The following is a 13703-nucleotide window of genomic DNA, read 5'->3' on the forward strand; positions in this document are numbered from 1 at the left end:
ATTTAAAGCAACATTGAGGTAAAATCATTTTTTTATCTTTTTATCACTGAAATACTGAAAAACAAGAACTTGCAGACAGTGAAGTATCATCCAAAGCTAAATTTGCTTGGTCTATCGTCAAAACAAAATTTCCTTGAGAATCCTGAATCAAAGCGTTGGCTTCTATAATTTGTATGGGTTGATTACTTATTAATGATTTTGGATTATACAAATTATTAGAAGCTGAAATGGGAAAAGAGTTACTTTGTTCAATATTGTTATGTATTAGGTCGTTAGGTTTAGATTGTGGATTGCGACTACTAACAACAAAGCTACTGGTTCCTGTGCCTACTTGTTTTTGGCAAGCTGGGGTAATTTGAGGAGTTGTTGGAATCTCTTCTGGTGCAGCTTGATTGATGCCAGAATTATTATCCAAGGCGTTGATCTGGATATTACCATTCAATCCGAATTCTGAACTAGCTGTAATTTTGCTATCGGGAGAAGAAAAGAATCCAAGAGCATTGATGTTGATATTACCGCCTCTTCCTTTAAAGGCATTGGCTGTAATCTTACTGTTTTCTATGAGAATCAGAAGATTGGTATCAATAATGATATTACCGCCATTTGCGGAGCCTGTTACACTAGAGCCAGAGTTTGCAGCAAGGGCAGAGATTAAGCTTGGATCGCTTGATGTAGCATTAATACTACTATTACGACGTACTAATAAACTATTTGCTTGCAAGAAAATATTCCCTCCTTGCCCTGACGCAGTTGCTGCTCCAATATTTGAGTTATCTAAGTTAATATTGTTAGCATTAATTTTTAAATTTCCGGCATTACCAGTTCCAAAATTACTTACATTAACTAGAGTGCCATCTCTGAGAGTTAATCGGTTAGTATTGATTGTCACATCACCAGCATTTCCATTAGTAACTGGTGGCAATCCTAGTAATTGTTGTAGTGCAGTAGAAATAAAAGCTGCGGTTGATGATATACCAAAAGGTTGGTCATAAACTAATCCATCAGAAGTTTCTCGCGTTATATCTATAGAATTGTAAGCATTAACTACAACATTTCCTGCATTTCCCTTTCCTAAAGTGTAAGAATTAATATTACTGCCATTTTGTAAAAGAACCTTTGGTGCATTAACTGTTAAAATACCAGCATTTCCAGTACTAAAAGCTGCAACACCTAATTGGCTTGATGCCAGAGAAACAAAAGGATTAAATCCACTTAATTGAACTCCCTCATTGGCATTAATAGTTAAATTTCCTCCCTGCCCTGCTCCAAACGTTCCAGATATTACTGTTGCTCCATTTGAAAGTGTTAATTTACCTGTATCAATTCTGATATTTCCGCTATTACCAGAAGAGAAAGTATAAGTACCAATCCCACTAACCTTAGTAGGATCAATAGAAGAAAAACCAATTATTTGCGTCGATTCTGAGACATTCAAAATTATATTGCTACCGTTTGCTTCTGTGAAAGTTTTAGCATATACAGCTGCTCCATTTTGAATAACTAAGTTCTTTGCCGACACTTCACTATCACCTGTATTTGCTGCTAAATTTTCACTTAAAAATCCACTAGCAATCTTTCCATCAGAGGAAGTGCCACTTAATTTTATGGAGTCAAGGGCATTTGCATTGATACTTGCCCTTGCTTGAGTTCCTTGGTTTTGAATTAATGCTATCGAACCATCGGCTAGTGAAATTTGCTTGCCGATTAGATGAATTGAACTGCTACCGATACCACTAGCGTCTACTAAAGCTTGTTGAGATAATCTAATATCCTGAAAATTTTGTACATCCTTGTAATTCCAAATCCAGCCATTAGAAGTGGGATTGAGGCTAACCTCACTGGAGCTGACACTGCCTATTTCAATCCGTCCTCCAGGAGCCGTCAAAATACCTCCCAGTAGGTCAACATTACCTCCTATCAAAGCGAGGGTTTTTCCTTCAGATACCCGTAGACTATTAGAGCTAGCAGATCCTAAAATGGGCGAAAATAAGGGGGTAGAAACAGTTAAGCTATGACCTGTACCTTGCACAATAATTGCCCCTGGATTACTTCCCAATTGCAAACCAATTGGAACACTAATAGTTAGTAAGGATGTAGTTTTCACATTCGTGGCACTGAAGTAAAATTTATCAGCAAAATTAATGCTATTTGCCGTACTAGCAAGAAATGAACCACCAAGATTTAGTGAAGCATTAGGGCCAAAAATAATCCCGCTAGGATTTATCAAGAATAGGTTAGCAGTACCGTTAGCTCGAAGTATGCCGTCAATATTTGATATGGATGAACCTGTTACCCGACTAAAGATATTCTGAATGTCAGTCGGATTGTTGAAGTAAGCAGTGTCTCCAGTTGTAAGAGAAAACTTTTCAAAGCTGTGGAACAGATTATTACCTGCTTTCGTACCTTCATTAATAGTGGTGATGTTACCCTGATTCGTGACTTGAGAATTATTAGGTAACGAAACATCAGGGACGATTTGTGCAACAGCTTGGGCCGAAGATAACAGGTAGTAGAAGGTACTAATATAAAAAACATAAAATCTACTTTTTTGCATTCTCATCTGAATTAAGCTCAGAAGTGTACTTTCACTTTTTATGTAGATTACTCGTTAGCAATATTACTTATCTTCGAGATGAGAAAAAACAGGCTTTCCTGTATTTATCACCTGTTCCACAATATCGGCAGCACGATTGACTCCTCCAGCACGACGAATAGCTGTTTGTAATCTAGAAGCATTTTTTTTGTAGGAATCCTCTGTCATTAACTGCTGGATGCTCGTTTGTAGGCGGGGAACAGTTAATTGAGATAAGGGCACAACTTCTCCAGCCCCTGCCCAAGCTAAACGTGCTGCTACTGCTGGCTGGTCATTAGCAATTGGAATAGCTAGCATAGGTATACTGTTGCTTAAAGATTCTAAAACCGTGTTCAAGCCTGCATGGGTAACGGTAAGGGTTGTCTTTTTCAGTAGTTCCAGTTGAGGTGCATAGTTAACAACTAACGGAGAGCCAGGTAATCCTTGTATTAATTCTGAACCACTAGACCCACCAAGAGAAATTACTAGTTGGACATCTAAGCCAATGCAAGCTGAGGCAATAGCGTGAAAAATTTCTAGTAATTGATTTTGTATAGTTCCAAGCGAAGCATAAATCAACCGTTGTCCAGTCAACTTTTCATACGGAAAAGGTGTGGGTTCTCGTCCAGTTGGATCTTGGTAAGGCCCAGTGAAATGAAAGCACTTGGGCAAAGACTGCCTTGGGAAGTCAAGCTCTTGCGGCAATTGACTCAGTTGTGCAAGTTGAGAAAAGCTATCTTTGTGAGGTGCTTGAGAGTAGAGTGGCAAGCTCCACTTTTGCCGATATATGTCTAAAACTTGAGTAAGTGGTTTTGTGATCTCTCTCGTCAGCAAATAAGCTGCTCTATTACGTAGACGTGCCCACAATGCTGTGTTATGGCTCCAAGATGTGAAAAAAGGTGGAATGCTAGCTTCTTGGTTAACTGGCAAAGCATTGCAAACAGTAATAAAAGGAATTTGCAGAAATTCTGCAATAGTCTCACCTTCCACTGTAAGTTGATCTACTAACAACGCTTCTACACTAGCTGCTTTAATAGCTTGCGGTGCTTCGCTAAGTAGGAGATTTATTCCTTCTTTCATCAAAATCATAGTATATTGCAAGGCGGTAAAACCGCTTAATTGCCCCAACTTTGCTAGAGACTGTGCGGTTGCTCCATAAGGATGCTGAGACTCTCCTATCATGCAAAAATTTAGTCCCGCTGCTAGTGCCTTAGATTTAGCATCAGCAATTCCAAATAGAGTGACACAGTGTCCACGTCTTTGTAATTCTCGCCCCAATGCTGTCATTGGGTTAAGATGTCCAGTGCTGGGTGGACAGAGGATACCAAAATGAGTCATAGTTATAAACTTTTTTCTACACGACTACCAACCGAGATCGCCCCAAGTATTATTGCATCTCTTGATTACAACCATCTCTGCAACACATTGCATCTTAAGTATTAAAGATAGATAAAAGGTGTTTAAGTTAGCAATGTCTAGTATCTGTAGGTTGCAATCGCAAATATTACCTTTGCTTGTAAGCTAATGCACTACAAATGTGTAAGGAATATTGATGCTTTAGTTTGGCAATACTTGGAATGCCAGTAATGTGTTTTTTGTAACTCATAGGAATTAGGGAAACTCAGCTAAATCGGGAACACAGGGAACACAAGGACAATCGTTTTTCATTGAAAGCAGTTACTTGTACTATTATTGACAGCGTTGTTAATTACTGACAAAAGTAGTTTTTTGCGCTCAAACTTTCTTTTATCAGAATTGCTAATTTCGGACTCCCTTAGCAAGTTAAAATCATGATTTTAATCTTGGAGTTAAGGGTCTAACCTTTATCTGCTTGATATTGAATGGTTAATAGCTAAGAAAATTTTGAGATTGCGATCGCGCTCCAAGAGTTTGATAAATATTATGCAGATATAGCTCCCAAAGGAGGAGCTAGAACCAAGGGAGAAAACTGCGTTGCCCTCTGCTTCTTTATCTGAAGTATATTTTGGTTACTATAAGCCCCTTGTATACGTAAAATTTCTCTGTTCTCCACCTGAAGATTACGGACTTTTGAAGAATAGTGCCGCGAACGCTTCAGTTATAGCCGTGATGCCACGTACTTAAAGATTTTGGCGACTGTGGTTTACGAGAATCATAATTAAGTTTTTGCCGACCAATGGTCGGCAAATTCCAATGCCGACCAACGAACGACAATTGCGTTTTTTGGCGAAAGCCGAGTTGGAACCTGCTGTGCAAGTGGATGTTTGGCAGCAAGCAGTAGAGCAAGCTGGGAATAAGATTCCATCCGGTCGGATCGTGAAAGATGTTGTGGATAGGATACGCGAAAGGACAAAAGTACCCAATCCTCACCACGTTGGGGAAATATGCATTCTCTTGCCAAAGGATAACCCAGACTTGAGAGGTAAAGCGGGTTATTGGGGAGTAGTCAGCCATGCTGGAGAATACACTTGTACAGTCCAGACATGGGACGGGGATTACACCGTAAAAATCGAACACCTGAAATCACTCGAACTGCTTGATGAAGATTGCCAATTCATGCAGCAGCTATGTGTGAGGTTACGGCAGTTGCATCAAGTGACCATCCGTGACTCTTCTGTGGATTGGCTGTTGCAGGGGTTGGGGAAACAAGCTAAACCTTATTTATCTTCGTTGCAAGCGAAGCTGCTGGCGGCTGTTGAGAGAGAGTACAACCTGGTTTGTCAGCAGCAGAAGTGACGATACAGCTAGTAACTTGGTAACTACAATTCTCTACAGATTTGGCATGAGCGTTACGATCGCGATCCGCTACACATTTGGCTACGTGAGCTAACAGCGTCCCAAACTCAGCACCTCTCAAACAAAGAGAAAAAGCGTCGTTCCAGGCACTTAAAAATTTCTAAGCGTACAAAAAACCTGAACGGGCACAGTGACCCCTAGAAGGAGAGAGGAATGGAAGCAAGGTCTGCGTGTGGTCTATTGATTTGAATAACTCCATTAAGACAATTGGCAAAATCCACACCTGAAAGTATCCGGTTTTGCTTACTAGCCCTTAAGGTAGCTTGTTAAGTTAAAGAAGTGTTCAATTGCTTGCTCAATATTTACTCACAACAATCATCAACAACTATAGTCTTTAGGGTTTGCAGAAAAGTTTAATGCAAAGAAAAAAGTGGCTTTTAAGAACAGGACAAGTCTTCTTAATTTTTATCATGGTTGTAGCGGCAAAATTTATGGATAAAACTCATCTGATCGCAGAAATGTATGTATTTGGGGATAGTCTTTCGGATACAGGGATGGTATCCCGGGCGACAGGAGGAATGTACCCGCCTAACCCAGCTTACTTTCAAGGGCGTTACTCCAATGGTCGGGTTTGGATTGAGTATCTTGCCGAATCCCTGCATCTATCCTCTAAACAAACTAATAACTTTGCCTATGGAGGATCGACTACTGGAAGTGTTGGCAACAGCTATGTACCTAGCTTGCTAAATCAAGTGGAGTCGTTTACGCAGACACATCAAAAGACGAATTCAGATGCTTTGTATGTGCTGTGGGCAGGAGCAAATGATTATTTGCAAGGGATAAGCAGTGCAACTATTCCTGTTAAAAATGTGACAACGGCAATCAATTCTCTAACTGATGTGGGTGCTAAAAAGATTTTGGTAGCAAATTTACCCGATTTAGGACAGTTACCTGCCACTAGAAACAGTGCGAATTCTGTGAATCTTAGTACATTAACACAAGCACATAATCAAGGCTTAAGGCGATCGCTTAAAATTCTAAGTCAACAGCATTCCGATCTGGAGATTGTGGTATTAGATGCCAATACACTGTATCGAGATGCGATAACAAATCCGGCAGCCTTTAACTTTACCAATGTTGTCAGTCCATGTCTGTCTGGCAATGGCACCTGTAGTAACCCAGACCAGTTTTTGTTCTGGGATGGCATTCATCCGACGGCTGCGGCTCATCGGATCATCGGGGAAACTGCTTTTTCAACAATTCAAAAAGTAGGGATGATTAATCCAAGTTTAATAATGGTTCCATGAAAGGGGAAGGGGCAGGGCTATTTCATTCTAAAAAGTTGTTTGAGTCTGTCTAAACCATTGGACTCTTTGACCGTCATGCCTCAAGGATGTTGCTGGTCATAATTGGAGAGCTTTTCACCCAGACATTATGGTTGTGATAAAAATCACCACGTTGTTCAAGTGTAAACCCACCTAGCAATAATCCCAACCAGACTTCTACCATCGGCATTTCCAACGCACGTTGCAGTTTAACTAAAGAAATCTCATCTTTGGCATTTATCAGGTAGTTAGCGATTGCACTTTGCCATTTTGGGACATCTTCATCTGATGCCAAATTGCGGACATCTTCTAAAGTTGTCACCTGATCAAGCATTGCCAAAACATTCGCTTTCTCAACGGGTGCTGCTACAGAATCACCCGACTCAGTGAAATGTGAAAATTGGTGTGGGCCATGCGGTTTAAAGGTTTGTGGTGTTTCCGGTTCAATCAAATCATCTAAATCTAGGTGCATTGTTGTCCGCACTAGACCAGCAAAGAGATCGGTGCTAATAATTGGCCCCAAAAGGCTATTGCGATCGCGGGTATCTTGCAGCAGCACTTCGGCACGAGATATTGATATAGTGAAACACCATATTGTTTCGCAAATGCCTGCAACACCTGATCTGTATAGGCGCGGATCTTGCCTGCCGTTAGCCCAAAACAGTGAATTGGTTCTAAGCGACAAACAGGCTTTTGCCCCAGCCAGAGTTCTGCCGACATAGCGTGTAATGGTTTATCCCTTGGTTCTTTATACAAATACAGCACTGCAAAATACGTTGCTGGTGGTTCGACTGTTACCGAATCAATTTCTGCTACATTATTCTGGGAGCGGTGGCAATAGAATGAGCGGCGATTGTGACAGACTTTTGGATTCCAGCATCTATCCCCTGCTGTTCCATGTAAAACTTTGGCTTGAGCAGTTGGTAATTTGGCGCATAACTGACACTTGGGATCTAATGGCTTGGGCATAGTCTATTCTGCTTCCTCTTCACCAATCGCGCGATAGTAAGCAGCGATGCCTACGGCGGTAAACTACGCCGCCTCTTGCTCACTGCGAAGCGTATACCGCCGAAACGAAACAACTGGCTAACTGCTAGAGCCTGCTTAATGGGCGCTAGGGATGGGGATGAGGTGATGGGGCAATCCGTAGTCAGGCAGAAACTAATAAGTCTCTAGCTCATAAGTTCCTCACATTGTTTCTCTATCTTGAAGTGAACTCAGCCTAATTCCCAACTTCCAAGACTCTATGGAATACCTCTGCTATCTTACCAATGCCAGCCTTGTACTACATTTGATTGAATACTTGCATGGTAAACCTCAACTTAGAGTCAGCTATGTCACTGTGATTAATCAAATTGACGGCTGGGTGGTGAGAATCAGGCTCAAGCATCAACCCTCACCTCAAGAAGAAGGTGACTTGAAGTCAATCTTAAGTGAATTAGGAAATAGCTACGCACGGCCAAAGCACGTACAATTAGCACTTTGGCGTTTGGCTGGTGGAGAGTGCCCTGTTAATGTCATGCAACGCTACCAGGTTGCCATAGTTTCTCATGGTCGCCCAGAAAAAGAGGAAATAGAAGAGTTCCGCAAACATTTCATTAGGGGATTGGGTTACTGCCCACAAACTCTGGCTTGATAGTGCTTAACCGATTTGTCTAGGCAAGCTGAGGGGCGATCGCTACGTTGTTCGCGCCAGCAATTCTTCAGTAGTCTGTATAGATTTCAATTCATTAAGTGTTGTGACCTGCAATTATAAATCCCCCAACCTGCAACCATCGTTGTTTTCAGCCAGGATTATAGTTGCATTTAATCCTGGTTTGTAAATGTCATGATTGCAGGTTTGAGCGATTAGCATTGCAGGTCACTACAATTACGCTTCCTTTAGAGATCGGAGCCGGTGCGCGCCGTTAGCTTTTCTTCTGATGCGGCGTGCCCATGTACGGGAACTCCTTAAGAATGTCAGTGTGCGGCTTGAGGCCGGAGGGGGGAATATCGCCCTTGGAGAGGAAGGCGAGGCGATGATCGATGACGTCGTCAGTAAAAACGCGGCCGTTTGGATACTTAGCGGGCTTCAAAGGATCGAAGCACAGCATGTCGGGCAGAATGCGGTCAGCGTCGATCGCAGCGATTGCTTCTTCGCGGGTGTAATTGCCCGTATGCCCCATCAAGTGAACAAACTGATCCGTCCAGCGCTTGCGATCATTGATCGGCTCGCTAGCGTTGTATTCCAATTTGGTGTCGTCGGTATTGAAGAAGCTGCTGACGCTCGGGTGACCAGCGCGATCGACATGAAGCAGCTTGCCGTCCTTGCGCACGCTACACCGCCCCCAAATCCGGATCTCCGGGTTCGCGCCGAGCTCGCTTGTCGGCAGCTCTATCACTGTCGAGAACACATTGGCTTCCGTATTTGAATCCACGCCGGTCCACGGAGACTTGCCGCCCAGGTGGGGTGCGGTGAAATTTCTGCCGCCCGAGGTATCGAACAGATCCTTAATTCCGTCGAAGTCGAAAAAGAAAGCGTCGCTGCGAGTACCGGCGAAGAACGTGTAGTCCCCGGACTTGACGATGTTGGGTTTGGTGCCGAAGGAGACCTCGGCATCGGCGATGATCTTCGTCCCAACAGTTTCGACCGAACGGGATTCCGTGCCTTTTGCCACAAAGACGTTGACGGTCTGCATACTGTTTTGCGGTGGCGAGAACACGTAACTAATCGCGATGTCAGTTAGGCAGTCTCCGTCGTTATCAATGTTGAGGCGGTATATGGCGTCAGGATGCAGCGCGTCGGCAGTCGGATTTGCATTTAGGATGATCACGGTCCTTGACGGGTCCGTGGGCGACTGAAACGTATAGAGATCGCACAGATCGAGTCTTTGGTCCTCGAGAGGTGGGCCGAGATTGAGTCCAGTAAAGTGGTTTGACATCTTTTCTCCTTAAGATAAGAATTTGCTTTTGGGTCAACGGTGCGGAAGGTTCGATTGTCAAAGATCGGTAGATGAGAAGTGGCTGGTCCTGCTCCTGCTGCGCCTTCAAGACTAGTTCGATGTTGTGATAGACAGGATAGCGTACTTGACCGCTCCAGTATGGGTTCTGTTGCAAAAATTTTCTGAGGACAAATCGGCATAGTTTGTGTGATGCGATGTGACGATCACTATTGTGATTTAGCTTTGCGGTAGCCTTCACCACTGAGGAATAGTGAGCAAATTGCTCATCTTATGCTTTCAGTGACAATACACGAAGGCGGTTGAAGACAAAATAAGTAACCCTTATCTTTTATCCGGCATAAACTACGATAAAGATACACGAACCCCCAGATACAACACTTTCACCAATATGCGATCGCGGAGGGTGCATATTGGCAACGGAATACAAACTATTGCGCTGCGGATAAATTTTGCTTGTCTTTGGTATCGTCTTTGATGCGTTATCCAAGCGATAACCATTTACAGGGTGCTAACTTTCAGTTATAGTTAGATTTGGGAGAAGTTAGGTATAAATAATTTGCACAGAATTAATAAGGTACACCAAATTTATGGAAAATACGAGTCCCTTGTCGAGGAATTTATTAATTGGACATAAATATCTTTTTCGGGCAGATGCCCCAGCATAATCTGTTGCACAGATGCAAGCATTAAGCGATCGCTTCTTCATCATGGTTGTACTTCAAGATTGTTTTGTGTGTTTGACTCCTAATAAGCAGATAATGGGTGGTTAATAGTTCTCGCTGTGGAGGAACAGCGTTGAAAAACTTATCAGGTGAGAAAGGCACAATCTTAGTAGTAGATGATGAAGCCAGTATCCGCCGGATTTTACAGATGCGTCTAGAAATGATTGGCTACAGTGTAGTTACAGCTAGTAGTTCGCCAAGTGAACTTGGCGGGGTAAAGGGGAAGGGAGAAGGGGTAAAGGGTTTAAATCCCTTACCCTTTTCCCTTTCCCCTTTCCCCAGTCCTCACAAGCGCATTTTTGGGTTGGCAGACTACTAGTGATGGTGAAGAAGCTTTGTTAGCTCCGTTTCCTCCAACGAGTCAACCTGACCAATCATATAGATTAGTTGACCCAACAAAGCACAAAAAGTCCAATAGATAGCAATTAGTGTTGCTTTGGCGAACGCACAGAAATATGAAACCTGGCTGTTGCTCCCGCATAAGTATAGGCTATGCACTCTTATTTAAGCGATGGCGTACCTGCCTTATGTAGGCGATCGCACCGAGATGTTGCATAGCAATGTCAGTAACGGGAGTAAGTTAATGCTGTAAGATTTTGCGTGCTTGAATGTGATCTTAACCTTGCCAGAAATATAATTTTAATAGTTTAGATGCAAATACGTATGTACTAAGTTCCAAAAGGAACTCTATGTCGAAAAATTTATGTTAAATTAAGTTTTAGCAGCACATATCAAGCTAAAAAGCATTTATTAGCTTGATATGTGCCGTAAGAACTTATGCATGGATACAAGTTTGGTGCTGAACTAGTGAAACCTTATGCGAACGAGCGAACAAATAAAGGCAGAAATCCAAGAAAAATTTGGTTTTTTCCCACCTTTCTTTGAACCGGCAGAACAGAACACACAGGTATTAGAAAACCTTTGGCAACAAACTCTTTTTGCCTATGTAAACAATCCGCTGTCGTTGCTATTCAAAGAAAAGCTTTCTGCGTATTTATCACGTTACTGTGTTATACCTTACTGCATGATTTGCCACAGTTGTTCATTACATTCTCTTGGAGTAGAGGCATCAAAAGTTCTAGAAATGATTGGCTCACCACCTCCAACAGAAACAGAGATTGAAATACACCTTTATTTACTAAGGGATTCAATTAATGAGTCAACGCTGTTATCTTCTTTAAATCCAGTAGTTGAAGAAAGCCTACTGTATTGTTCAATTTATATGTTTCTAGAACCAGAGCAAAGCCAATACTGCCACAGTGAACTGCGGCATCTGCTTGGGAGTATAAATTATCAGTATTTAGTGACATTTGCTGGCTATGTAAAAATGTGTCATGTGTGGATAGAAGCTCACCCAGAAGTTAGCTATCAAACTGACAAACGAGCTATTGAGCATTTGGATAAACTAGTTCAACTTGAGCCAGGTTTAAGGAATTTTTTTAGCACATACATCAATAAAGTCAGGCGTGAAGGTGAGATTCAAGCAGAACAAGTAGTTCAAAAAGCTAAACACCAGCGCATTCAAGAAGCGTTACGACAAAGCAATGGTGAATTAGAAAAAAGGGCCAACCAGGGAACTACTGATTTATCAGATTTCAGTATTTTGTTAAAACAAGAAATTGATAAGCGTCAGCAGGCAGAAGCACAATTAATCCATGTAGCTTTTCATGACTTGGTGACAGGTCTAGCGAACCGAGCATTATTTATACAACGCCTAGAGCAGGGTATCGAGCGAGTCAAAAAGCAGCCAAGTGTAGTACTTGCCGTTCTCTACCTGGATTTAGATTGGTTTCAAGTGATCAACAATAGTCTAGGATATAGGAGTGGAGATCAACTGCTAATCGCTTTTGCTCGGCGGCTTGAAATTTGTGTCAAGTCTAAAGATACATTGACACGTTTAGAAGCAGATGAGTTTGCCATATTACTAGAAGACATTGAAGGGATGAGTGATGCGATTAACTTTGCTCAACTATTGCAGCAAGAGTTAGAGATGCCTTTTTATTTAGACTGCCAAGAGGTATTGATGAGTGCAAGTATTGGCATTGCCTTAGCTACAAGAGGGTATGAGCAGGCAGAGATGCTTGTGGGGAATGCTAAGATTGCAATGCATCATGCCAAGGCTTTAGGAAAAGCGAATTACAAGGTGTTTGACACACCGATGTTCATAGAAACTAGCAAGCTATTGCAGTTAGAATCGGACTTGGGGCGTGCTGTAGAGAACCAAGAATTGCGAGTTCACTACCAACCGATTGTTTCACTCTCAACTAACAAAGTTATTGGCTTTGAGGCCCTAATCCGCTGGCAACATCCACGAAGAGGTCTTGTGTTTCCAGGGGAGTTTATTTCAGTAGCAGAAAAAACGGGAATAATTGTACCCATAAGTTCTTGGGTACTTCGAGAGGCTTGCTACCAACTGTATGTCTGGCAACAGAAGTTTTTAAATGACCAGTTGACAATTAGTGTTAATTTGTGTGGCAAACAGTTTTTGCAATCTAATCTCAATCAAGAAATCCGTGAGATTTTAAAGCAAACAAACTTAGACGCACGCAGCTTAAAGTTGGAGATTACCGAAACCGCAATCATTGAAAATAGCCAATCTACAATCGAAAGACTTTGGCAACTTCAAGAAATGGGAGTGCAATTGCATATAGATGACTTTGGTACTGGCTATTCATCTTTAAGTTACTTACACCATTTTCCAATTAGTGTGTTGAAGATTGATCGCTCGTTTATCAATCAGATTGATACTAGCAGTAAAAATGCAGAAATTGTGTCGGCGATCGTCACACTTGCCCATAATCTTGGCATTGAGGTAACAGCCGAAGGCATAGAAACCCTAGAGCAACTAGAGCAACTTCAGAAATTGCAATGCAAATATGGTCAGGGATATTTTTTTTCTAAACCAGTTCAAGCTGATGATGTAAAAGGCAATCTTACGTACTATACAAATGTCTCTTGAGTTCATTAGTTGCATCCTTTTCCCGACATAAACATTCGTATACTGCTTGACGCAATTCCTTCATCTGTGCAAAAACATCCATAACGATAGACGAAGATTGGTTGTGCTTTTTTCATCTTCCGTTACTGGGGTGCTTGTGATTACAGGCATCCCTTTATTTTTTGTTTATCCTCTCACTTACCGATCGCTCACCTTTAGTCTAAAGTTTAGATCCTAGAAGGGCGACTAGCCTTGTAAATACTATCTGTAGCGTTTTGTGGTTGGTTAGCTTAGGAGTTGGTATTTAGTATAACTTCTAAGTTGGTAAAACAGACCTTAATAGGTATTGATTGAATTTAAAGTTTAAACTAGATGTCATTAATTTATCAACCGAGAAGCTATCAAGTGGGGGTGAGAAGAAGTATCCCTGTGCGTGTTGGCATTGTTTGATTTGAAGTTGCGTTAGTTGTTCGATTGTTTCTACCCCCT

Annotated in this window: 9 protein-coding genes and 1 pseudogene; 5 read left to right on the top strand and 5 right to left on the bottom strand. The window is 41.9% G+C overall.

Annotation, left to right across the window (positions count from 1 at the left end):
- Positions 1-43: 43 nt before the first annotated feature.
- Together H6G97_RS34985 and H6G97_RS34990 are read right to left on the bottom strand one after the other, a co-directional pair.
- The gene (locus H6G97_RS34985) at positions 44-2554 is read right to left on the bottom strand and encodes a two-partner secretion domain-containing protein (protein ID WP_190945024.1); all 2511 of its coding nucleotides are present in this window, start codon (positions 2552-2554) and stop codon (positions 44-46) included.
- Between the two features lie 63 nt (positions 2555-2617).
- Positions 2618-3910: a glycosyltransferase gene (locus H6G97_RS34990; RefSeq protein ID WP_190945026.1), complete on the bottom strand. Its 1293-nt coding sequence runs from the start codon at positions 3908-3910 to the stop codon at positions 2618-2620.
- Positions 3911-4744: 834 nt separating this feature from the next.
- Between H6G97_RS34990 and H6G97_RS34995 the strand changes: the two genes are divergently transcribed.
- Together H6G97_RS34995 and H6G97_RS35000 are read left to right on the top strand one after the other, a co-directional pair.
- Positions 4745-5287 carry a hypothetical protein gene (locus tag H6G97_RS34995; protein WP_242055667.1) on the top strand — a complete coding sequence of 181 codons (543 nt, stop codon included), beginning with the start codon at positions 4745-4747 and terminating at the stop codon, positions 5285-5287.
- Positions 5288-5703: 416 nt separating this feature from the next.
- Positions 5704-6594 (top strand): SGNH/GDSL hydrolase family protein, encoded by an 891-nt coding sequence (locus tag H6G97_RS35000; RefSeq protein ID WP_190945028.1) that lies wholly within the window; start codon positions 5704-5706, stop codon positions 6592-6594.
- A 73-nt stretch (positions 6595-6667) separates the two neighbouring features.
- On the opposite strand, the gene H6G97_RS53375 is transcribed toward H6G97_RS35000, so the two are convergent.
- Together H6G97_RS53375 and H6G97_RS35010 are read right to left on the bottom strand one after the other, a co-directional pair.
- Positions 6668-7171, bottom strand: coding sequence for a hypothetical protein (locus H6G97_RS53375; protein ID WP_242055669.1), 504 nt, complete (start codon positions 7169-7171; stop codon positions 6668-6670).
- Positions 7096-7581 (bottom strand): hypothetical protein, encoded by a 486-nt coding sequence (locus tag H6G97_RS35010; RefSeq protein ID WP_242055671.1) that lies wholly within the window; start codon positions 7579-7581, stop codon positions 7096-7098. The genes H6G97_RS53375 and H6G97_RS35010 overlap by 76 nt, the downstream gene beginning before the upstream one ends.
- A gap of 277 nt (positions 7582-7858) precedes the next feature.
- Here H6G97_RS35010 and H6G97_RS35015 point away from each other — a divergent pair, with 277 nt between their 5' ends.
- Positions 7859-8248, top strand: coding sequence for a hypothetical protein (locus H6G97_RS35015; protein WP_190945030.1), 390 nt, complete (start codon positions 7859-7861; stop codon positions 8246-8248).
- Positions 8249-8519: 271 nt separating this feature from the next.
- Here the strand turns inward: H6G97_RS35015 and H6G97_RS35020 are convergent, their stop codons facing one another.
- Positions 8520-9533 (bottom strand): DUF4331 family protein, encoded by a 1014-nt coding sequence (locus H6G97_RS35020; protein WP_190945031.1) that lies wholly within the window; start codon positions 9531-9533, stop codon positions 8520-8522.
- An 816-nt stretch (positions 9534-10349) separates the two neighbouring features.
- Here H6G97_RS35020 and H6G97_RS35025 point away from each other — a divergent pair.
- Both H6G97_RS35025 and H6G97_RS35030 read left to right on the top strand, forming a co-directional pair.
- Positions 10350-10484: pseudogene (locus H6G97_RS35025) on the top strand (DNA-binding response regulator); the annotation flags it as partial.
- Positions 10485-11093: 609 nt separating this feature from the next.
- Positions 11094-13235 carry a putative bifunctional diguanylate cyclase/phosphodiesterase gene (locus H6G97_RS35030; protein ID WP_190945033.1) on the top strand — a complete coding sequence of 714 codons (2142 nt, stop codon included), beginning with the start codon at positions 11094-11096 and terminating at the stop codon, positions 13233-13235.
- Positions 13236-13703: the final 468 nt, after the last annotated feature.

The sequence above is a fragment of the Nostoc flagelliforme FACHB-838 genome, from assembly GCF_014698065.1.
GTDB lineage: Bacteria > Cyanobacteriota > Cyanobacteriia > Cyanobacteriales > Nostocaceae > Nostoc > Nostoc flagelliforme_B.